Origin of the sequence: Bacillus sp. FSL R7-0646 (assembly GCF_037969865.1) — a bacterium.
In the GTDB taxonomy this organism is placed as follows: Bacteria; Bacillota; Bacilli; order Bacillales; family Bacillaceae; genus Bacillus; species Bacillus licheniformis.
In genome coordinates this window covers 858287-880742 of the sequence record NZ_CP150217.1, presented here as the reverse complement: position 1 = coordinate 880742, position 22456 = coordinate 858287, and the positions used below count along the sequence as shown (strand labels likewise).

General features: G+C 48.1%; 20 protein-coding genes and 1 pseudogene. 5 read left to right on the top strand and 16 right to left on the bottom strand.

All coding sequences use genetic code 11. The annotated features are described in order from the left end of the window. Positions 1-185 precede the first annotated feature (185 nt). The 4 genes and pseudogenes from MKY62_RS04330 to MKY62_RS04315 form a co-directional block, all read right to left on the bottom strand. Positions 186-717, bottom strand: a pseudogene (locus MKY62_RS04330) (YfiT family bacillithiol transferase). 14 nt (positions 718-731) lie between these two features. After that, entirely contained in the window at positions 732-1343 is a 612-nt protein-coding gene (locus MKY62_RS04325) for an NUDIX hydrolase (protein WP_009329023.1), read from the bottom strand. Beyond that, positions 1340-1933, bottom strand: a complete 594-nt coding sequence (locus tag MKY62_RS04320; RefSeq protein WP_003179893.1) for an NAD(P)H-dependent oxidoreductase — start codon at positions 1931-1933, stop codon at positions 1340-1342. The genes MKY62_RS04325 and MKY62_RS04320 overlap by 4 nt, the downstream gene beginning before the upstream one ends. Positions 1934-2129: 196 nt before the next feature. Next, on the bottom strand, positions 2130-3533 hold the full coding sequence (locus MKY62_RS04315; protein WP_003179892.1) for an extracellular solute-binding protein: 1404 nt from the start codon (positions 3531-3533) through the stop codon (positions 2130-2132). 50 nt (positions 3534-3583) lie between these two features. On the opposite strand from MKY62_RS04315, the gene MKY62_RS04310 reads away from it, so the two are divergent. Next, positions 3584-4429 (top strand): AraC family transcriptional regulator, encoded by an 846-nt coding sequence (locus tag MKY62_RS04310; protein WP_003179889.1) that lies wholly within the window; start codon positions 3584-3586, stop codon positions 4427-4429. Here the strand turns inward: MKY62_RS04310 and MKY62_RS04305 are convergent. The 4 genes from MKY62_RS04305 to MKY62_RS04290 all read right to left on the bottom strand — a co-directional run bounded on the left by MKY62_RS04305 (position 4426) and on the right by MKY62_RS04290 (position 8998). After that, positions 4426-5973, bottom strand: coding sequence for a glycoside hydrolase family 43 protein (locus MKY62_RS04305; protein WP_003179888.1), 1548 nt, complete (start codon positions 5971-5973; stop codon positions 4426-4428). The genes MKY62_RS04310 and MKY62_RS04305 overlap by 4 nt on opposite strands. After that, positions 5963-7567, bottom strand: a complete 1605-nt coding sequence (locus MKY62_RS04300; RefSeq protein WP_003179886.1) for a glycoside hydrolase 43 family protein — start codon at positions 7565-7567, stop codon at positions 5963-5965. Before MKY62_RS04300 ends, MKY62_RS04305 begins: the two co-directional genes overlap by 11 nt. Before the next feature lie 155 nt (positions 7568-7722). Beyond that, on the bottom strand, positions 7723-8583 hold the full coding sequence (locus tag MKY62_RS04295; protein WP_003179883.1) for a VOC family protein: 861 nt from the start codon (positions 8581-8583) through the stop codon (positions 7723-7725). Continuing rightward, entirely contained in the window at positions 8555-8998 is a 444-nt protein-coding gene (locus MKY62_RS04290; protein ID WP_003179881.1) for a DoxX family protein, read from the bottom strand. Before MKY62_RS04290 ends, MKY62_RS04295 begins: the two co-directional genes overlap by 29 nt. Before the next feature lie 228 nt (positions 8999-9226). Here MKY62_RS04290 and MKY62_RS04285 point away from each other — a divergent pair, with 228 nt between their 5' ends. The 3 genes from MKY62_RS04285 to MKY62_RS04275 all read left to right on the top strand — a co-directional run bounded on the left by MKY62_RS04285 (position 9227) and on the right by MKY62_RS04275 (position 11396). Further along, positions 9227-9565: a winged helix-turn-helix transcriptional regulator gene (locus MKY62_RS04285; RefSeq protein ID WP_003179879.1), complete on the top strand. Its 339-nt coding sequence runs from the start codon at positions 9227-9229 to the stop codon at positions 9563-9565. 169 nt (positions 9566-9734) lie between these two features. Continuing rightward, complete coding sequence (locus MKY62_RS04280; protein WP_003179877.1) at positions 9735-10712, top strand: glycosyltransferase; 978 nt, start codon at positions 9735-9737, stop codon at positions 10710-10712. 105 nt (positions 10713-10817) lie between these two features. After that, positions 10818-11396, top strand: coding sequence for a methyltransferase domain-containing protein (locus MKY62_RS04275; RefSeq protein ID WP_003179875.1), 579 nt, complete (start codon positions 10818-10820; stop codon positions 11394-11396). A 142-nt stretch (positions 11397-11538) separates the two neighbouring features. Here the strand turns inward: MKY62_RS04275 and MKY62_RS04270 are convergent, their stop codons facing one another. The 3 genes from MKY62_RS04270 to glvA all read right to left on the bottom strand — a co-directional run bounded on the left by MKY62_RS04270 (position 11539) and on the right by glvA (position 15375). After that, positions 11539-13131, bottom strand: a complete 1593-nt coding sequence (locus MKY62_RS04270) for an alpha-glucoside-specific PTS transporter subunit IIBC (protein ID WP_119498781.1) — start codon at positions 13129-13131, stop codon at positions 11539-11541. A 15-nt stretch (positions 13132-13146) separates the two neighbouring features. Beyond that, positions 13147-13917 (bottom strand): MurR/RpiR family transcriptional regulator, encoded by a 771-nt coding sequence (locus MKY62_RS04265; protein ID WP_003179870.1) that lies wholly within the window; start codon positions 13915-13917, stop codon positions 13147-13149. A gap of 108 nt (positions 13918-14025) precedes the next feature. Further along, entirely contained in the window at positions 14026-15375 is a 1350-nt protein-coding gene (gene glvA, locus MKY62_RS04260; RefSeq protein WP_003179867.1) for a maltose-6'-phosphate glucosidase, read from the bottom strand. Positions 15376-15558: 183 nt separating this feature from the next. Between glvA and MKY62_RS04255 the strand changes: the two genes are divergently transcribed. Then, positions 15559-15888, top strand: coding sequence for a YnfA family protein (locus MKY62_RS04255; RefSeq protein ID WP_161621015.1), 330 nt, complete (start codon positions 15559-15561; stop codon positions 15886-15888). Here MKY62_RS04255 and MKY62_RS04250 read toward each other — a convergent pair. From MKY62_RS04250 to MKY62_RS04230, 5 genes are all read right to left on the bottom strand, one after another. After that, positions 15885-17720, bottom strand: a complete 1836-nt coding sequence (locus MKY62_RS04250; protein WP_339613945.1) for a sigma-54-dependent Fis family transcriptional regulator — start codon at positions 17718-17720, stop codon at positions 15885-15887. The genes MKY62_RS04255 and MKY62_RS04250 overlap by 4 nt on opposite strands. A gap of 102 nt (positions 17721-17822) precedes the next feature. Then, positions 17823-19199 (bottom strand): dihydrolipoyl dehydrogenase, encoded by a 1377-nt coding sequence (gene lpdA, locus MKY62_RS04245; protein ID WP_003179861.1) that lies wholly within the window; start codon positions 19197-19199, stop codon positions 17823-17825. A gap of 18 nt (positions 19200-19217) precedes the next feature. Next, positions 19218-20384, bottom strand: coding sequence for a dihydrolipoamide acetyltransferase family protein (locus MKY62_RS04240; protein ID WP_254926399.1), 1167 nt, complete (start codon positions 20382-20384; stop codon positions 19218-19220). Further along, entirely contained in the window at positions 20374-21408 is a 1035-nt protein-coding gene (locus tag MKY62_RS04235) for an alpha-ketoacid dehydrogenase subunit beta (RefSeq protein WP_003179856.1), read from the bottom strand. Before MKY62_RS04235 ends, MKY62_RS04240 begins: the two co-directional genes overlap by 11 nt. A gap of 21 nt (positions 21409-21429) precedes the next feature. Next, on the bottom strand, positions 21430-22404 hold the full coding sequence (locus MKY62_RS04230; protein WP_003179854.1) for a thiamine pyrophosphate-dependent dehydrogenase E1 component subunit alpha: 975 nt from the start codon (positions 22402-22404) through the stop codon (positions 21430-21432). Positions 22405-22456 lie beyond the last annotated feature (52 nt).

Sequence of the window (22456 nt, the reverse complement as noted above, 5' to 3'; positions counted from 1 at the left end):
AAAACCACTTCTCTCTAATCTAATCGCAAGATAAATCCATCACGTTTTGGGTGATAACTCATATATCTTACCTTAATTTACCGGCTAGAAAAAGCAATAACCAACGATTCCGCTGTTATGTTATTGTTAACAATCCCCTCTGAAAACAAACGGCAAACAAAAAACGCGCCCGCGGCGCGTTTTTTTCAATTCCAGCCCATTCTTTTTCGATGCGCTTTAATATGGGCAATATGGTGTTGTGAGTGCCACACATAGAGAGCAAGCGCTTGATACAGCTTCATCTCCTCACCTGTGCCAGGATAAATGTACGCTTTTTCAAAATCCGCTTCTGTCAAAGATTCAAAAAAGAGCAGCCCAGCGCAGATGCAGCGTGTCTAAAAGCGCCAGCGACAAATCCGGATCCAGCGTTCTGGCATCGGTAAGCCCGGCCCAATTCTGTTCGTCAAACGTGCGGATCAAAGGCGTCTCTTCTGTCAGCGCCAATTTGCTTCGAATATAGCCGTTCATATGGCTGTCGGCAAGATGGTGAACGACTTGGCGGACAGCCCAGCCTCCGGTCCGGTACGGCGTATCAAGCTGTTCTTCATTTAGTTCCGCCGCCGCGCTTCTCAGGAGATGCGGCGCTTGCTTCAGATCCCCGATCCATTTTTCCAGTTCCCTTTCGTCCGCTTCAAGCGGTTTGGAAAAGGTGCCGATCGGATATTTCAACTGATCCATTGTCTGTTCCTCCCTTAGTCGCAATACACTTCATCATGCTTTTCAAAAAGATATTCGATCTGTTCATAGGTATTCCTTGCTGCCGATAATTCAGGCAGATTCTCCAATGAGAAAAAACCAAGGTTTTGTGTTTCAGTCCCCGCTTCCGCCTTGCCTCCGACAATTTGACAGGAGATAAACAGCTTATAGATGTGGAAGGCGGAAGGGGGGTGGTTGTGGCGCTTTTTATCCATGACCGCCAGAAGTTTATGCGCCTTGACTTTCAAACCTGTCTCTTCAAGCGTTTCTTTAACCGCGATTTCTTTCGGCGTAAAGCCGATGTCTGCCCATCCGCCTGGCAGCGCCCATTTGCCGTCTGCTTTTTCCTGGACAAGGAGGAGCTTATGATCTTTAAAAATTACGGCTCTCACATCGACTTTAGGCGTTTGATAGCCCGATTCCCCGGCAAAAAGCTCTTTCACTTTAGAGAAGTCCGTTTCCGTATAATCGGCGATGATTTCGCAGCTCAGCTCGCGAAGCTGCTCAAAACGTTCACGATCAAAGTCATCTTTTGTATAGGCAAGCCCCGCCTGGGCGATAGCTTGAATTTCCTTTGCCCAATCCAGCCACTTCATCTCCTTTGTCATTTGCTGATCCCCCGATCTGCAGGAGCTATAGACCGGTAGACACGGTCAAGCCATTGCGTGCGTTTTTCTTCAGAGCTGTCTTTCACGCCGGCAAACAGCAGGCGCTTTACCCGCCGTACGCCGCAAAACTTCAACATCACATCTTTAACCGTCACCCAGTCGGCATCCCGCTGCCAAAACCGCAAATACCAAGACGGAGCGTCAGCCGTGTAGTAAACTGATGCCGTGCGCGCCTTCAGCAGGCCTTTTGGCAGCTTTCCTTGATATGTATAGGCTTCTCCGGCGGCAAAAACGCGGTCAATAAAGCCTTTCATGATCGCTGGCATTCCGCCCCACCAAAGCGGATAAATGAAAATCAGATGGTCGGCGTTTTTGACAATTCTTCGATATTCGGCAGTTTCCGGATCGCGATTCATATCTGAGCGCCTTTTCTTTTCATCAAATAATAGAACGGGATCAAACCGGTCTCTATACAAATCAATGACGTCATAAAAATGCTTACCGTCCTCAAGCGCCTTTATGACTTGATTTAAAATGGCTCCGTTGAAACTGTTTGGATTTGGGTGTGCATATATAACGGCAGTCTGCATATCGCTTCCTCCTTTTCGTCCTATGATGGAATTATATTGTTTATTTTGCAGAATTTAAAGAAAATGAACTTGGAGCGAATACGATGAAAAACCCTTTCCTTTTCAAAAAAATGGAAAGGGTTTTCTGTTTAGTTTGCTTTTTTCAGATCTTCATTCAGTTCTTTCATGATCTTTCCGCCGCCATGCTTCTCCCATTTCAGGACTGCCTGGTCAAAGCTTTTTCATTGATTTCCCCGAGAATAAATTGAAATGTGGCGTCATCAATGATTTTCTTCAATTCTGTTCCCCTGTCCATCTGTGCGGCAGAATACAGCGGTTCGGCCGGATTCTGGACTGCGATTGCCCGGTTGTCCTCCTCAAGCTTTTCATTTTTGGCGCGGAGCGGATCTTCAGCGCTTTTTAAAGCTTGTTTATTGACGCCAATCAGCTGGTTTAACGGCTGAATTTCCGCTTCCCACAGATGGTAGTTTTCCTGCTTTCGAAAATAGCCGCTCCCCCCTTTCTTTTCATAGTGTACGCCTTCTATTCCATACAACATCAAATTGTTGAGGTCTTCTTCAGCGATTCTGTCAAAAAATGCGAGGATTTTTCTGACCTCTTTTTCAGTCTTGACGCTTGATTTCGAAATGGCGAACATCCCGCCATGCCCGCCGAGCGCCCATGTGCGCTCCTTGCCGTCGGGGCCCTTGATCCGGTTTGCGATATCAAGCTGAAAGCCGGGGTTCAAAGCGAGTCCCTGATCACGCAAGTTCATGGCATCGCTCATCGCGCCGATATAGATTCCCGCTTTCCCCTGAATCACTAAATCCTGCTGCTGCGTTTTGCTTGTCACCGCAAAGTCCCTGTTCATCAGGCCTTCTTCATAAAGCTTTTTCATGTATGCCATTGCGTCTTTATAGGCCTCATGCTTAAAATAGGGGAAGAGATTTCCGTCTTCGTCCGTTCCCCATTCGTTCGGCGCGCCAAAGTACGAAGCCAGGGTTTTAAACGCTCCGAAGGTGAGATCATTGCGGTCGGCGAGACCGAACGTGTCGTCTTTTCCGTTTTGATCGGGGTCCTGTTCTGTAAATGCTTTCGCTATTTTATAAAGGTCATCAACGGTTTCCGGCATTTCCAATCCGAGATTGTCGAGCCAGTCTTTCCGAATCACGACTCCCTGCCTGGCCATCGGCCTTTCTCTATAAATCCCGTAAACTTTGCCATCAACCGAAATATTTTTCAATATAGTTTTATCAAGTTTTCTTAAATTCGGATAGTCTTTGAAATACGGTCCGATTTCCCAGAACATTCCCGAGCGCAGCGCGCTGACAACCGCTGAATCTTCAAGATCAGGCAATGTCATTACTTTAGGCATGTTTCCGCTTGCAAGGGTTGTATTGATCCGCTCTTCTTTTGTTGAATCCGGAACCCAGATGAGCTTCAGCTTTGTATTCGTTTTGTCTTCAATGATGTCAAGCGCCTTCTCTTTCGGAGGCTGCGGTGTGTGGAGCGGTACGAGCCAATTGATTTCAAGCGCCCCGTCCTCTTCCGTTGATGCCTTTTGCTGAGTACAGCCCGCGGAAAAAACCAAGACCAAGATCAGGCAACATAACTTTTTCATACGATCCCTCCCGTTTGTTAAGAAAACGCTCTCAAGGAGGAATGCCCGACATGCTCCATCCTAAATATTTCATAGCCGAGCATTCTTTTTCGATTCAATATATGCAGAGAAAAGGATTTACCGAGATGAACGCGCCGCATGTTCATGAAGGCTATGAACTGTATTATCTGCTGAGCGGAGAACGCACGTATTTTATTAACCAAAGCGTCTATACCGCGGAAAAAGGCACGATGATCATCATCAATCCCCACGACCTCCACCGAACGTCAAGCACGGAAGTTCAAGAGTTCGAACGCATCCTGATTAATTTCTCGCACGATTTCATAGAACCATTGCTGAAGTGCAGCCATTATCGGCTTCTTCCGTTTCCGGAAAATCAAAACTTCATCGCATTTTCCCTGCGTGAACAGGCCGCAGTCGAACATATGCTGATGGAGATGAAAAAGGAGTGCAAGCTGAAAAAAGAAGGACACGAGGATGTCGTCAGGGCGCTGCTGTTTCAGCTGCTTTTCACCATTTACCGGAGCCTTGCGGGCGGCGGCCGCAATCAAACACGGCCGCTTCACCCGATGGATGAAAAAATCTCGGAAATCGCTTCATATATCAATTGCAGCTTTCAAGAAACGATGACGTTAGACGGATTGGCCGGACAATTTTATATCAGCCCATCCTATTTAAGCAGAGTGTTTAAAAAAGTGACCGGCTTTCATCTTCAGGAGTATATCCGGCACATCAGGATCCGCGAAGCGAAAAAACGGCTTCGTGATACAGACGAGAAAATATTGGACATCGCTGCGGATACCGGTTTTAAGCATATCAGCCATTTCAATAAAGTGTTTAAAGAGATCGTCGGCATCCCGCCGCTTCAATACAGGAAAAAAAGCAGAGACATTTAATATGCAATATAGCGGAACCAGTCAAAATCAGCGGCAGCCTTTCTGCCGCTTCCGCCGTTATTGGCGAATATCCCGACCATCGTTCCCGTATGTCCCTTTGCGTCACGCGAACCCTCATCGCTTAAAAAACTGGCGTCCTCTGTACCGCCCGCGTGGTGCCAATGCTTCCCTTCATAACTGTAGTAAAAATCCCTCTTTTGCTTATTGATGACAGCTTTCAGAAACAGCGGGCCGGCCTCGGCATGTTTTTTCCCCAGCGTTTTTTGGCAACCGGAGCGATTTTCCACGACCTTGATCTTCAATCCTTCTTCATAGATCAAGCAGCATTTCAAATAATTATTCGTGCTGTAGTAGCAGACGATCCCCGCTTGCTCTCCGGAGGCCGAAGGTGAAAAGTCGAGTTTCACGCCGGCGCTGTATAGGTGGTGCTTTTCCCTTCTGACGACCGTATTTTTTGCACGGATGTCATGTAGATCCCAATCACCTGTCCACAGCCTGAGATATCCCGGTCTCTCGGTCAAAGACCAGCTGGAATGATCGGGATTCCTGACAAACTGCCAGTCAAGACCGAGCGTATCCTCGTCAAAATCGTCGAAATTCTTTTCATCCCATTTGACTTGGGGGAGGTTTGGAGCGCGCTGAACAAGACTCGGGCCCTTCAGGCTGTTGATGACAAACCAGCCGTCATCCGTCCATTCGACGGGATCCAAAGCGGTCTCCCTCCCAACCGTTGTATAGCTACCTTGATTGGGCCGTCCGCATAGATACACCGCCCACCATTCTCCATTCTGGGTTTCAACGAGCTTGCCGTGTCCTGCTCTTTGAATCGGAGCATCCGGGTCTGTCTGCGTTAAAATCGGATTATACGGGCAGGGCTCATAAGGACCGTACAAATGCGTTGAGCGGGCTGTCGTAATCGAGTGGGAATATCCGGTTCCTCCTTCTGCCAATATCGCGTAGTAATAACCGTCTTTTTTCAGCAAATGCGGCCCTTCAGGCGCCCTTCTCCCAGTCCCTTCCCATATCTGAACCGGCTCGCCGGAGATGTCTGTGCATTCTTCATTTAGAGGAAAGAGCGTGCAGGCAGGACTGAGCAGCATATAGTGTTTCCCGTCGCCGTCAACGAAGTGAGAAGGATCGATGCCGCTGCCTTCATCAATGAAAACGGGCTTTGAATAAGGCCCTTCGGGGCGGCTGGACTTGATCATAATCTGTCTGCGGATCAGCTTTCGGCCGTTGATGACAGTCGGTCCGTTCAGCCTGTGCGTCGCGAAGATGTAGAAGGTTCCGTTATGATACGAAATATCAGGCGCCCAAATGCCGTGCGAATCATTGATATCCGACAGGTCCAATCCTTCATTTTCCGTGATTCCGTGGCCGATGATCTTCCAATGGACTAAATCTTTAGAGTGGGAAATAACGATTGCCGGGAAATACTGGAACGTTGAGTTCACCATGTAATAATCTTCCCCGACTCTGATAATTGAAGGGTCCGGATGAAAACCGGTCAACACCGGGTTCGTATATGTGTGTTCACCGCTCATGGCATTCCCCTCCTGCCGGTTCGACACTGAACCATTCGATATCGCACCATCCGTCCTGTCCGTCTTCTCCGCCGGTATCGGCGCAATATACACCTGCTTTGGCACCCGTCCACAGTCCGGGAACAGCCTGAAACGAATTCCCAATCTGTGTGAAATGACGCCGGTCCATGCTGCAGCTGAAACGGCAGACCGCCTGTTCATCAACAGTCACGCGCAAATAGACCATTTCCGCATGTACGCCGCGCTCTTCTGTTTTGACATCTTCCTGATCACCTTCTATACGGCCTTCGTATACAGAAAGCCGATAACCGTTTTCTGATTTCGAGAAGCCGAGATAGGCGTATTCCCTTCCCATGACAGCCAAGCCGGCCATCATAGTTTCCGACAAGGCGTTTAGCGACAATTTGACCGTTGCTGTGAAGCTTGGCCCCGAAAATTTCTGCATCAGAAGGTTCGGCAGGCGGCTCAGTTTGAACGGATGAGCGATGCCGCGGCTGTATAAGCGAAGCCGGCCGGGACTGGCGCTGAGAGAGTACCATTCTTGCTTCGGATTCGCTTCCCATTGCCAATGAAGCGCAAGGCGGTCTGAAGAAGAAAAATCATCATTGCCATGATCAAAGGGCAGTTTCACTTCTTTGGCGCCCGTCTTCGGCTTTTCCCAATGCAAAACCGGTTCTCCGATCCCGTCGCCGTTTATGTCTTCACCCATCAGCGGCCAGCCGTCGAACCAGCGGACAGGTTGAAGTTGCACAACTCTGCCGAATGCTCCGCGATCTTGAAAGTGGATAAACCATGACTCTCCGGAATCAAGTTCAACCCAGCCTCCCTGGTGCGGACCGTTAATGACCGTATTTCCTTGGTGAAGGACAACCTTGTCTTCATAGGGACCGTAAATCTGCTTGCTCCGCAAAACCGTCTGCCAGCCTGTCTTCACCCCTCCCGCCGGAGCAAAGATATAATAATAGCCGTCTTTTTTATACAATTTCGGTCCTTCAATCGTAGGGTGGTTCAGCGTGCCGTCAAAGACGATTTCTCCATCGTCTTCCAAAGCCGTTCCGTCTTTTTTCATTCGGCAAAGATTCAGCTTGCTCTTGATCCCGATTCTGCTGTTTGCGTAAGCATGGATCAGATAGGCATTTCCATCGTCATCCCAAAATGGACAAGGATCAATCCAGCCCTTTGTCTTTTTGACCTGTATGAGAGGCTCCCATCCTTTAAACGGATCTGATGTTTTGCTCATGAAGATTCCTTCATCAGGCGTTGCGAAATACACCCAGAATTCTCCGTTATGGTATCGAATGCTCGGCGCCCACGCTCCTTTGCCATGAGCAGGGGCCTCATATTCGCCGAAGGGGAGCTCGTCAAACACATGGCTGATCAATGACCAGTTCACCAAATCTGTCGAGTGCAAAATGGGAATTCCGGGAAAACAGGAAAAACTTGAAGCCGCCATAAAAAAGTCGCTGCCTTTCCGAATGACATCCGGATCTGAGTAGTCCATGAAAAGAACGGGATTGCAAAACCGCCCGCCGTCAATGTTCGGATTCCAGACAGGCGGATGATGTTTCGCCTTGCCAGTCAGGCTTTTTGCCATCAACCTTCACCCCTCATTTCCAGATTTTCAAATTCATGTTAGCATAGCTGCTGCCCCTGAATCTTTGTTATTAATGTCTGTTTCTTCTCATTCTTTGCTTTTGTTGTCCTTTGATTGAATGGCATAAAAAAAGGCGAAACTGGAGTTTCACCTTTTCAAACGGTCAATCTGATATCAATACCTGATGCCGGGTCTTTAACAAACCATGCGTTTTCTTGATGCTCAACGGCATAACCCGAGCTTTTCAGTTTTTTTGCAATTCGGTCAAGTTCCGCTCGATTCGGTAAAAGAACCGTGTAATACGCCATGCCTGCCGCATCAAGCGGGGCAAATGGCGCATGCTGTCCGGCCCAGATGTTTAAGCCGATATGATGATGGTAGCCTCCGGCAGAGACAAAAAGCGCTGACATGTGTTGATAATCTCCTGTGATATCAAATCCCAGTACAGAGTGGTAAAATTCTTTCGCCTGCTTCAAATCCCGGACGTGAAAATGGACGTGTCCGATTTTTGTTTCCGGGGGAAGACCTTGCCATTCGTGGCCATCGGCTTCTTCCAGAAGTCCTTGGACATCAACCGGCTCCGTACCCATCACGTAGTTCCCCTGCTCATCGCGCTTCCATCCCTCTCGCGGACGGTCGCGGTAGATTTCGATTCCATTTTGATCAGGATCTGACAAGTAAAACGCCTCGCTGACAAGGTGATCTCCCTGGCCGAGTTCAATGCCGGCGCGGATCAAATGCTTCACAGCCATGCCGAGCTGCTTTCGGTTTGGAAGCAAAATGGCAAAATGATAAAGGCCTGCTGCCGATCGTTCAGGAAGAACAACAGCATTTGGAATCTCCTCAATGATCAAAAGCGGATTTTTTCCGTCAACTGTGAACTCCGCCGTTTTGCCGTCCTGTTTTAATACTTGAAAACCGATCACATCCCTGTAAAAAGAAACCGATCTTTCAAGACGGCTCACCTTCAGCTTGACATATCCGAGCTCAGTGCCCGGGTGGATTTGCTGCGTCATCTGTTTTTCCTTCTTTCCTTGATTTCAGGATCATTTCCCCAAGGGACAGCATGCTGCTTCCGCTCAAGGCCAAGTATACAGACATTGCAAGAAGCGTAACGTCAAATTCATAGCCTGCGCCTCCATCCGTTCCCATGAAACCGGCGGAGAGCTTAACAGTGAAAATGGCCCCCAGCATGACAATCGCAAATAAAAGGCCAATCACACGTGTACCGAGCCCGAGAATCATCAAAGCCCCTCCGGCCAATTCGATAATCGCTACGATATAGGCGAGAAAGCCCGGAATTCCGACACTGCTGAAGAATCCTACAGTATTTTCAATCCCGCCTTGAAATTTTGAAAGCCCGTGAAGCAAAAATGTAAGACCTGTAACCAAACGTAAAATTAATGCACCTAATTCGTATTTGTTGCTCATTATTTTCTCCTCTTGTTCAATTTTTATTTTAAAGACCAATGACGAACGCCAACTTTATCCATCTATCAACATATCCCCTTGAATAAGTCTGCAGTGTCCTCCTTTTTTCGTTCGTTACTTACTTTGTGTAAGTTAGTATATATAAATAACAAACTTACGTCAAGACATTTTATGAGCTTTGCTCATTCATTGATATACCGTTATAATAGACCTAGAGAGGTGAGGAACATGAGCCTATCATCTTTATGTCCGAAATTTGAAAAAGGAATGAAAATGATAAGTCAGCGCTGGAACGGATTCATCATTCACCAGCTTCTTAACGGCCCGCAGCGGTTTTGCCATATAGAATCTTCCCTTCCCATCAGCGGAAGGCTGTTATCCGAAAGATTAAAAGAACTCGAACACGAGGGCATCATCCACCGGCATGTGTATCCAGAAACTCCGGTGCGGATCGAATACTCCCTGACTGAAAAAGGGCAGGCGCTCGAACCGGTCCTTAAAGGAATGGAAAAATGGTCGCAGGAATGGATCGATCTGGACGAAGCCAATGAACGGGAAAATCATTAAAAAAGGCGTGCATCTCAGGTGCATCGCCTTTTTGTTTTGCTGATTAATTCCGCATATTTTCAAGCTGCCCCCAGCCCCCCGTCTTTTTAACGCTTGCCTGAACATCAATTTTTAATCCTCATATATTAAATAGGGAAAGATGACGAAGATGTCTTGAGAGGAGAAAGAAATGCGGAGATGCTTGAAAATATTAGTTCTGATTAAAACGTTTTGGAAGACCATGCCCAAACATGAAGTAAAGTATAAAATGATGAAATCTCTTGAGGAGTTTGCCGAAGTCATGTACTGGCATACGGACGGCTATCTTCCGGATATATTGGACAAAATCCAATTTCGTCCTGATTTCATTTTCCACTACGACATTGCCTACGGCTTCTCATTGTCCCCAAACATTAGGGGGCTCAAAGATACAAACATCCCCACCGGCGCGTTTGTGATCGATTCTCATTTTAATAAACAGATCAGAAGCAGCTATTTCGAAGACAACCAAATTGATTTAATTTTTTCAGTGACAAAAGAGCATTTTTTAAATGAATACCCCCAGTACAAAGACAAATTCAGATGGGTTCCATGGGCAGTTGATCCAGAAATATTCAAGGACTGGAAGTTGAAGAAAACGATAGACTATTTGCTCATGGGGCTTGTACATGAAGGAAACAAAAGATATCCCCCAAAAGGAAAATACCTTTTTAGGGAGGCTGTATTGCAGACCATGAAGCATGAAGAAGGGTTTGTTCACCACCCCCATCCCGGCAATGTCATAACTGACGAAGAAGAAATCAAGCAGGCTTTTTTGAATGAAAAATATGCCCAGGAATTGAACAGAGCAAAGATATTTTTCACATGCGGAAGCGCCCTCCGCTACCCGTTGTTAAAATTTTATGAAGCCCCTGCCTGCAGAACGCTGTTGCTGGCGGAGCCAAATCAAGATATTTTCGATCTTGGCTTTAAAGACGGCACCCATTTCATTGCTTGTGAAGTTGAAGACTTTTATGACAAAGCAAAATACTATCTTCAAAATAAAAAAGAAAGGCAGCGTATCACAGACAACGGCTACCGTCTCGTTCATTCACAGCATACCTATCATGCGCGTGCACAAGAAATAGTAGACACAATAATAGATTTTTTAGAGCAGCAGGAACAATGATGAATAGATCTATTTTTCTTATCGGCTGGATTCTTCCCGCACGCATTTTCTTTCCGGACATATATTTCTATTACTGATGATTTAAAAGATTTCGAGGTGAAAAACATGGGAACGGAAATGCCAGCTGAATTTTATGATCAATTTATTGACCGACATCTGATTCCGCTTGAAAAAAGCCCGTGGAGAAAGGTGTATGAAGAAGCTGCACGTTTATTGCCGGAGTCCAAAGATGAAACGATTGTCGATATCGGCTGCGGCACTGGGAGATTCGCAAAGCTTTTATATGACAAAGGATACAGAAAATATTTAGGCATCGATTTTTCCAAAGGAATGCTTGAAGAAGCCAAAAGGTATAATCCCTCGTTTACTTTCATCGAAGGAAATGTATATGACGAGGCGATCGTCCGGATGCTGCAAAAATATCATGTTTTTGTTTTGCTGGAAGTGTTAGAGCATATAGAGAAAGACAAAGCGTTTTTATCGAGTCTTCCTCAAGGGAGCGACATGGTGATTTCTGTGCCTAACTATGATTCACGCGCCCACGTCCGCCACTTCAAACATATTGACGAAGTCATCGAAAGATACGACGGCATTTTGGATTTTCAGGGCACCGAAAAAGTTGTCATTAAAACATCTGAACGGCTGAAGAATGAAATTTACGTGCTGAATTGTAAAAAAAGGTAAACATCGGCATAGAGCGAGCTAATGTGGATAACCTGTGAAGCGTTAGCTTGTCTTTGCATTAAAAGAGCATCCCCCAATCGCACATGCAAGTCTCTGCAGCTTGCATGTGTCATTTCAGGAGATGCCATTTGCACCGGCGCAATTATGATTGGTTCAGCAGCTTCTCGACCCTTTCACGGACTTGCGGAACCGAAAGACCGATAATAATTTGCAAGGCTTTTCCGTTTCTGACGACACCGTGAACGCCAAAGGACTTAAACGTACTGTCCGGCTCCACTTTTGACTCGTCATACACGCTGACTCTCAGTCTTGTCGCGCAGTTTGTCACCTCCGCAATGTTTTCTTTTCCGCCGAGCGCTTTGATGCAAAGAACCGCCTGATCGGTCTCAGCAATTTCCTGCGCCGCAGAAACCTCTTTTTCGGATTCTTTTTTCGCCTTGTAATCTTTTTTCGAATAAAATTTTGTCTCCTGCTGCTGGTCTTTTTCACGCCCCGGCGTGGCAATATCCAATTTTAAAATCAAGAACCTGAATACGAAGAAGTAAATGGCGGTGAAAGACAAGCCGATCAAAATTTGAAAAACATAAGTGCTGCCGTGCTGATGAAACAGAGGGATCCAGTTGAGCGTTAAAATCTCGATTAAACCGCCGCCCATATTTCCGACCACCCCTGCAGCATACATCAAGGTTGCCATCGTCGCGGCCAAGAGGCTGTGTACGAAAAACAGCAGCGGCGAAATGAACAAAAACGTAAATTCAATCGGCTCCGTGATCCCCGCAATTACCGCTGTCAGCGTGATCGGAATCAGCAGACCGGCAACGATTTTTTTCTTTTCTTTTTTGGCTGTTACATAGATGGCTAGTGCGATCCCCAGAATTCCGAAGATTTTGGAGTTTCCGTGGAGCGCGAATCCGCCTTGAGGAAAGAGCTCTTTCAACGGTTCAGAGCTTGCTGAAAACTCGCTGAGATGCTGCGCCCAATAGGTGACAATCCCGCCTTCAACTACGGCCGGGCCGAAAACAAATGGCGTGTATATGAAGTGATGCAGGCCCGTAGGGATCAAAATTCTTTCTAAAAATGTGTAAACCCATACACCGAAAGCACCTGAGGCGACAAGGAAGCTTTGCAGCGACGCAATGCCGTCCTGCACCATCGGCCAAATCCACGCGGTTGCCAGTGCTACCGGAAACATAATCGCAAATGAAATAATGACGACGAATGAAGAGCCTTGAAAAATCCCTAAAAAATCGGGCAGCTTCTTATCAAAATAGCGGTTGTGGATATAAACGACAATCGATGAAATCAGAATCGCCCCGATAATGTTCGTATCAAGGGTTTTGATGCCGGCAATTTCTGCAAGCCCGCTTGTTCCTCCTGCTTCCTGAGTCATATCAACTCCGAAAAAGTCGCCCCATACAGTCAAAATAGCGCTGACAAAATAATTGAAGGTCAAATAAGTAGTAAGCGCTTCCAAACATGCCCGCGCTTGCGCTTTTTTTGCCAGTGCGATCGGAATTCCGACCGCAAACAACAGCGGCATTTGCCTGAAAACGGTCCAGCCGCCTTCCTCAAGGATATACCAGAATTGATACCAAAAGGTATCCTGACTGGCAAGCGATCCCATCAGCTGCTCATTCTTAAATAATGTGCTGAGGCCCACGACGATCCCGGCAAAAGCAAATAGCAAAACCGGCACAAACATGGCGCTTCCGAACCGCTGTACTTTTTGCATCAATGCGAATCCCCCCTGTTACTCCTGATTTTTCTTTTCTTCAGCATAGTCGACATAGCTGCGAAACAGCGCTTCCCCAACGAGAAAAAAGGGTGCAAAAGCGGTCAGCTCTGTTTTTGGATAAACCGTCACCGTCTGGCTCGGCGCATAGAGATTGTAAGGAGTGAGCTGGGCGAGCAGATTATTTTTCAAATTCGTCAAAGAGATAAAAGGAATGCCTTTAGCCGACAAAGACTGTGCCTGCGGAATCAGCGACGGGGTTTCTCCTGACAGCGAAATGATGATGATCAGATCGGCCGTGCTAAAATCAGGAAACATGAGGTCGAAATCGATTTGATCTTTGATCACCGTCAAATAACGGTGCTGAGAAACAAACATTCGCTGCAGCTCATAAGCGCACGTCGTCTGAGCCGTGCCTGAACCATAGACAAAAATCCGGTCCGCTTCGTCAATGAGCTGGCACATCTTTCGCAAATCCGTATTTTTCAAATATTTCATGCTCGCTTCCATATCCCTCATGAGGCTTTCAAAGGAACGGCAATCTTCCCGCTCTTCTTCCCGCTTCTCGGCCTCCCACTTCAGAAACACCCTGAACTCGCTGTACCCGCTGAAATCCAGTTTTTGAGAAAGTCTTAAAATCGATGTGCGGGATACATTGCACTTCTTTGCTAATTCGTTGATGCCCAGCTTGTAGCAAGTGTCTTGATGGTTCAAAATATATTTCAAAACATGAAAATCGTTTTCGTTCAATTTTTTATAATGCTTGTTCATTAATTCTTCCAACTGCATCATTTTCACCCCATTTATTCTCTGTCTCTATTATATAAAATACGAGAATAAATGGGGGGATATGCCTGGGCTGGCGGTCTGGCTCAGGAGCCCCAGGCGCTTTCATCCTTAAAGCGACGGCTGAAGATTTTCCGCGGAGAGCTCCGGCCAATAGCCTTTGTTCGCTTCAATCAGATCATCGAGAATCAGTTTGGCTGTTCGTGCATTCGGCACAGTCCGCGACAAAATCAGAGCCTGCCAAAGCTTTTGATACGATTTTTCAATCCAGGCTTCAACGACAAGCTTTTCAACCGACACCTGCTGTTCCATCAGCCCTTTTTGGAACTGCGGTATTTTGCCGATTGTGATCGGCTCCGGACCGTTCTTGCCGACAATGCAAGGCACCTCTACCATCGCCGATGAATCGAAGTTTTGGATCGCTCCGTTATTTTCAACGATTAAAAGCATCCGTTCACCGGTATTGAATGCAAGGGCGCGCGCAAGGTCGACAATATATGAAGCATGATCATCAATTTCGATTTTGCTGCCGGCGCTGGATTGGGCTTTTGCGATTTTTTCACACTCGCCGAAAATGAATTTCTCCCGCCCTTCCATTACTTCGTTCGCCCGGGTAAATTCAGGGTTTGATTTTTTCACCATATCATCAGGATAAAAATAATATTGCAAATACGTATTTGGAAGCGTCTCAGGATCGAGTTCAAATACTTCCCGCGCTTTTTTGAACGTGTCATTCCAGCTCGCCTCAGCCTTTTCATGCTCCTGTTCCGGAATATAGCCGAACCTCCTGACATGCTCTTTGATCGCCGGCATCAGATCGTTGCCGTCTTTATCACAAATTGACGTCCACCAGCCAAAATGATTAAGGCCGTAATAGCGGACAACCATCTCCTTCCGCGAAGACAGTCCGAGAATCTGAGCCATCCTGTCTTCGATACCGATCGGCATATCGCAAATGTTCAGCACTTTTGATGTCGGCCGCAGCCTTCTTGTCGCTTCGGCGACGATTGCAGCCGGGTTTGAATAGTTCAGCATCCACGCGTCAGGCGAATAGGTTTCCATATAATCAATGAGCTCAAGCACGCCGCCAATCGACCTCATTCCGTACGCAATCCCTCCGGGTCCGCACGTCTCCTGGCCGACGACTCCGTATTTCAGAGGGATCTTTTCATCGAGCTCACGCATTGCATATTTACCGACTCTGATATGAGCCATGACGAAATCAACATCGGAAAACGCCTCTTCCGGATCGGTCGTCGCTAAAAATTGAATATGCGGAGCTCTTTCTTTAACCAACACTTCACAGGCGCCGGCTATTTTGTCTTGCCGCTCTCCATCATTGTCATACAATTTCAGCTGTCGGATCGGGAAATCATCCAGATTGTCCAAGAGCATCAATACAATCCCCGGGGTAAATGTGCTTCCTCCGCCTGCAATGACAATCGAATACGTTTTATCCATTTTTAAAGCCCCCTTATAAGCGTTTACAATTTACTTATATCATGCTGAAGGAGCCGTTCCAACAGGTTCGGGGGAGACAGTTCCTATACTCGCGTTCTGTTTATTTTCCCGAAAAACGGGAACTTTCCCGGCCGTTTTATGTCGTGTAGAATAGAGACAATTCACGTGAATTGGAGTGTGTTGTTGATGATGATCGCAATCGGTTTATTTTTACTGGCGGGTTTGGCTGAAATCGCGGGCGGCTATCTCGTATGGCTGTGGCTGAGGGAATCCAAACCATTGTGGTACGGGTTGGCCGGAGGGCTGACTTTAATCATTTACGGCGTCATCCCGGCTTTTCAGGCATTTCCATCGTTCGGGCGCGTCTATGCCGCGTACGGGGGCGTATTTATTATTCTGGCTGTGCTTTGGGGGTGGCTGGTCGACAAAAAAACCCCCGACCTCTATGATTGGGCCGGGGCTGTGATCTGTTTAGCCGGCGTCAGCGTCATGCTTTGGGCGCCGAGAGGCTAAAGGTTATATTTTCGAAGCCGCTTGTAAAATGTGCTTCTTGGAATTCCGGCCAGCTTGGCCGCTTCGGACACATTTCCTTTCGTTTTTTGCAAAGCTTCCATCATCGTTTGTTTTAGAACACGTTCTCTGAATGTGAGCCGGTCTTCTTCAGAAGGTGCGCCGCTGTTCCAATCGAGTCCGTCCAGCACCGCGCTGTATTGGGACGGATCGATCAGTCCGCCTTCCGGAAATAAAACCCTGAGCCTTTCAAATGTATTAAAGAGCTCACGGATGTTACCAGGCCAATGATATTCCTGAAGCCGCTTGAAAAAATTCGGCGGAAACTCGGCCTTCCACTCGTGTTGTTGTTGATAGTGGCGGAACAAATCAGATATGTCCTCTTTGCGCTCTCTGAGCGGCGGTATTTTTACGGGGTAAACATGAAGGCGGTAATACAGATCTTCACGTATCTTTCCTTTTTGGAGAAGGTCTTTCAGATCACGGTGTGTTGCTGTGATGATTCTGATGTCGAGGGGAACTTCACGGGTTCCGCCGATCGGAGTGACCTTCCGCTCTTCGATGATCCTTAAGAGCGCCACTTGCATCTGATAAGGGATCTCACCGATTTCATCGAGAAAAATCGTACCGCGGTGAGCCTGTTCAAACTTCCCTTTTGAACCGCGGCGCTTTGCTCCTGTAAATGCGCCTTCGGCATAGCCGAACAATTCGCTCTCCATCAAGCTTTCAGGAATGGCGCCGCAGTTGACGGCGATAAAAGGGCCGTTTCTCCGTGCGCTCGCCTGATGAATGGCCCTCGCGGCAAGTTCCTTTCCGGAGCCTGTTTCCCCCCATATGTATACATTCGCATCCGTCTTAGCCGCAAGCCTCATGTGGTGAAGCGCCTGCTGAAACGCCCGGCTTGTTCCTGTTTCACCCGGATAGATGAAACGGGATACGAGTGATGGAGCTGTTTTATTGCGGGACACTTCAGCCAGTGCAATCGACTTACCGAGGGGCCTCCCGTCTTTGGCGGAGAAAATTGTCTGCTTGTGCCCCCCGGCAAACCCGCGCTCATACAGATCATTGACATCCATTCTCCTCCAGTCGGAAAAACGTTCCCGCACCGGTCTGCTCGCGGCTACGATTTTGTCTTTTTCATTGCAGACGATAAACGGCTGATCCGAATCGATTTTTTCAAGACAATGGCTGATGAGCTCGGCTTCGTTTTTTTTCGTATGTGCGCTGATCTCGCGTTCGATGGCGTGTGCGGCAATGGCAGCCATCCCAAGCATAAAGGGATGCCTTCTATCCGTGAGGCAGGAAATATCGATTAAACCCATAACGGTGCCGTCTTCATCGCGAATCGGTGCAGCAGAACAGCTCCAATGGTGGGAAGCGACCGAAAAATGCTCGGTCCCGTGAATGGTGACAGCTTCGCCGATTTCAAGTGCGGTTCCGATGGCGTTCGTGCCGACTTCTGTTTCCGTCCAGCGCACGCCCTCGACAAAATTGATTTTTTTCGCCTCTTCAAGCGTCCTCCGGCAGCCGGCCAAGCTTAATACGTACCCGTCGGCATCGATCAGGAGCGCCATCATTTCCGACTCTTTTAATTCACGGCTGATATTGTGTAGATAAGGCAGGGCGATATCGAGGAATAACGAGTGTTTCTTTTTTTGAGCGTCGAATAAATCCTTTTTTAAAATTGACTGTCCTTTATCTAAATACGGATTGACATTTCGATTTTTGCAGCGGTACCATGATTCCATGACTCTTTTGTTCAAGCGGGCCTGATCAAGAAGCCCTTCCTGAACAAAGCGTTTCCACGTATTTAAATAGCAGGGCGTCGGATTCATTCCATCCTCTCCTCATGCTTTTTCCTCATTATATTATAAAAGCGCTTTCAATATCGATAAAAAAAACTCCGCACTCTCACGCTGTGCGAAGTTCTCCCTTATTCAGCAGTGAATGGCCCGACCTGCGGCTTGCAGCAAAGCTTCGTGAATCGTTTCCGAAAGAGTCGGATGGGCCGCGATGAAGTGCTCCATTGCGTCTGCCGTCAGCTCTGCATGCAACATTACGGCTGCCTGGCCGATCAGTTCGGTTGCTCCCGGACCCACGATCGAAACCCCGACAATTTCCTGATACTCCGGCTCTATGATGATTTTGACCTTGCCGGCAGTTTCATTCAAAATAAGCGCTTTTCCGTTTGAAGAAAACGGAAACTCTCCGATACGAACATCCCTGTAGCGCTCCCTCGCCTTTTTTTCATTTAAGCCGACGCTTGCGATTTCAGGCGAAGTATAGATGCAGCGCGGAATAATGTCACTGTTGACCTTCATGTCTCTGCCTGAGGCATGGGATGCGGCGACGGTTCCTTCGTGAAAAGCGGCATGCGCCAGCTGAACCCCGCCTGTGATATCCCCGCACGCATAAATATGCGGGATGTTTGTCTGCATATGCTGGTTGACATGAATCCCTTTCCTGTCATATTGGACTCCGATATGGTCAAGCTTCAGATCATCAGTCCTCGGCTTTCGGCCGACGGCGACGAGACATCGATCAGCTTGAATATTAAAGCTGTCATCGCCATTTTTCAGAAAGACGCGCTGCCTGGCAGGATCAAGACGCTCCACTTGTACAGATGTGAAAACACGGACGCCGGACTCCTCGAGACTTGTGCGAAGAAAGGCGGCAATATCCGGATCTTCCTCAGGCAGAATCTGTTCCGCCTGCTCGGCTATGATCACATTCGCTCCCAGCCTGCTGTATATACTGGCAAATTCACAGCCGATGATTCCTCCGCCGATAATAAAAATCGTTTCAGGGATGGACGGCAATGACATGGCATCTCCGCTGTGGATGATCCAGCTCCCGTCAAAAGACGCAAAAGGCAGTGCGGCAGGTGCTGCCCCTGCCGCTATAATCACATGCCCGGCATTGATGACCTCCTGTTTTCCGTCCTTTTCAACAAGTATGTCGTGTTCGGACAAAAACGATGCTTTTCCTTGCAGAACCTTGATTTTATTTTTATTCATCAAATATTCAATACCCCCGGCGAGCCGCTGAATGATCTCTCTCTTACGGCTTTGGACGGCCTCCCACTGAACCGTCGGGCTTTCGCCTGACAGCCCGATTCCGAATGCGCCGGCGGATTTTATTTTCTCGAACATATCTGCGCTTTCAAGAAGCGCTTTGGTCGGTATGCATCCTTCATTTAAACACGTTCCTCCGAGGGAACCATCTTCAATCAGGATGACTTCTCTGCTATTTTTGGCCGCTGTAATCGCCGCCACGTAACCCGCAGGTCCCCCTCCTATAATTGCAAGTGTCACAGTCTATCCACCTTCTCTCTATAAAAGAATTGATGCCGGATCTTCCAAATAGTTTTTCACATCTGAAAGGAATGCTGCAGCAGGCGCACCATCAAGCGCGCGGTGATCAAAAGTCAGACTGAGCGGCAGAATGGCGCCCTTTGTCAGTTCTCCGTCTTGATAAACGGGTGCCGAATACATTTGGCCGACTCCGAGTATCCCGGTTTCCGGCGGATTCAAGATCGGGGTAAAGTGCTCGACACCATATGCGCCGAGGTTTGTAATCGTAAATGTCGATCCTTCTATTTCATCGTGTAGAAGCCGGCCTTCCCGCGCTTTTTTGGCGTACCATTTGATTTTCTTGGCCAATTCGATCAGCGGGAGCCGCTCGGCATGGCGGATGACGGGAACGGCCAGGCCTTCGTCCAAAGCGGCCGCCACTCCTAAATGAACATGCTCAAAGGTCGCAAGCCTTCCGTCTTGATAAACACTGTTCATGGCCGGATGATCCAAAAGCGAAAAAACAGCTGCCCTGGCGGCAAAATCAGTGATCGTCAGCTTCGTATCGTATCTTGATTGAGCGGTTTCATTAAGCTGTTTTTGCAGGACTGTTAATTTCGTGATGTCCGCCTTCATCGTAATCGTCAGCTGGGCGCTGTTTTGCAGGCTTTCCGTCATTCTTGCGGCTATCGTTTTCCTCATCGGGCTTGCCGGCGGCCGCTCTTCAGCTTCAGCCTTAGCCGCCTGCTTGTTCGGCCGGCCGGGAAGCGCCTGCAACACATCCGCTTTCGTAATTCTCCCCCCGGGGCCTGTGCCCTTCAGCGTTTTGATGTCTATATTTGCGCTTTGCGCAATTTTGCGCGCAGCCGGAGAAATTTTAATCCGTTCTTTCGTGGGATCCGGCTGTTTTGTTTGGCTCTCCTGCGTTTGTTCGTTTTCATTTCCGATGCGGCAGATGACGGTTCCCGGCGGCACTCCCTCTCCTTCAGATACTTGGATGTCCAACACGGTTCCGTTTGCCGGAGATTCGATTTCCATTTCGATTTTTTCGGAATTGATGCTGGCAATGCTTTCTCCTTTTTCAACGGCTTCCCCGACTTTTTTATTCCAGACGGAAACCGTACCTTCTTTCATCGACATCCCCAATTTCGGCATGACCACTTCGACAGCCATGTTCTCCTCTCCTTTCCAATCTTTACACCGTATGTGTTGATGTTTCTCCGAGCATCTCAAGCACGGTGTTCACGACTTTTTCCGGCGTCGGCAAATACAGGTCTTCAAGAGGCGGTGAAAATGGCACCGGCGTATGCGGAGCCGTCACCTTTTTAACCGGTGCGTCAAGCGAATCAAATCCTTTATCTGCCGCCAATGATGCGATATCCGCGGCGATGCTGCATCTCGGATTGGCCTCATCGACGATCACAAGCCTGTTTGTTTTTTCTACGGATGCAAGGACGGCCTCTTCATCAAGCGGCGAAAGGCTTCGCGGATCAAGGATTTCGGCTTCGATTCCCCGCGCTGAGAGCTGTTCCGCCGCTTGAAGCGCCGTATGAACCTGTTTGCCGATTGCAACAATCGTTACATCGGCGCCTTTCCGCTTGATATCTGCTTTTCCGATTGGAAGCGTGTAATATTCTTCCGGCACATCGCCTGTCATGTTGTACAGCGTTTTGTCTTCAAAAAAGATAACCGGGTCCTGATCTTCAATCGCAGCGAGCAATAATCCTTTTGCGTCGTACGGGGTCGACGGCACAATCACTTTCAGTCCGGGAATGCTTGTAAATAGGGCATACAAGCTTTGCGAATGCTGGGCGGCCGCCCTAAAGCCGGCGCCGTGGGTCGTCCGGATCGTAATCGGAACTTCCGCTTTGCCGCCAAACATGTAGCGGAATTTCGCTCCCTGGTTCAGCACCTGGTCCAAACATGTTCCGATAAAATCGTTAAACATCAATTCCGCGATCGGCCTTAAACCGGTTGAAGCAGCAGCCATGGCTGCGCCGATGTACCCCGCTTCACTGATCGGCGTATCAAGGACGCGCTCCCGTCCAAATTCCTGAACAATCCCTTTCGTGACGCCGAGCACACCGCCCCATGCTTCATCATCCTGCAGATGATCGACATTCGCTCCTCCTGCGACATCTTCCCCCATTAAAATGACGTGATCGTCCCTTCTCATCGCAAGTTTGATCGCTTCATTCAATGCGGCTGACATGCTGATTTCCCTCGTCATGTTTCCTTCCCCCTTCATGAATTAATAGGATACATATACATCCGTCAGCAGTTCGGTTTCTTCCGGATAAGCGCTTTTTTCGCTGAATGCGACCGCTTCCTCGACCGCTTCTTCAACTTCTTTTTCAATCCGCGACTGCTCTTCTTCACTCATCAGCCCTTTTGCCAGCAGTTCGCTTTTGAACACGGCAATGGCATCTTTTTCTTCCTGATGCACCGCTTTTTCTTCATTTGTTTTGTAGCGCTGGGCATCTCCTTCAAAATGGCCGTAGTTCCGGTATGTCATACACTCAATGAGCGTCGGTCCTTCTCCGTTTTTGGCACGCTCTATCGCCCGGCCCGCAGCCTGGAAGACCGCGGCCGCATCTTTTCCATCAACGCGAACGCCCGGAATCCCATAAGCGGCCGCACGATCTGCGATCGACTCGCAGCTTGACGCATAGGAAAACGGAGTCGCTTCGCCATACCCGTTGTTTTCGGCGACAAATATGACAGGGAGCTTCCAGATGGCGGCAAGGTTGATCCCTTCGTGAAATGTCCCCTGGTTGTTGGCGCCGTCGCCAAAAAAGCAAACGCTTACATTTTTAGTCTTTTTATACTTTGCAGTGAGAGCTGCTCCGCAGGCCAAAGGAAATCCCCCGCCGACGATTCCGTTTGCGCCTAGCATCCCTTTGTCAAAGTCTGCAATATGCATCGATCCGCCTTTTCCTTTACAAAGTCCTGCAGATTTTCCGTATATCTCGGCCATCATGCCTTTCAAGTCGCACCCTTTTGCAATGCAGTGCCCATGGCCGCGATGTGTGCTCGTGATGGTGTCTTCATCATTCAGATGAGCGCAGACGCCCGCAGCGACCGCTTCTTCTCCGGCGTAAAGATGGACAAAACCCGGCAGTATTCCTTTAGCAAACAGCTGATGAACCTGATCTTCGAAATAGCGGATTTCCAGCATTTTTTGATACATCCACACTGCTTTTTCCTTTGTCAGTGCCTCTTCCATATGAAAAAACCTCCTGTCTTTTTTACTCACACGTTATGATGCAAAAATCGTG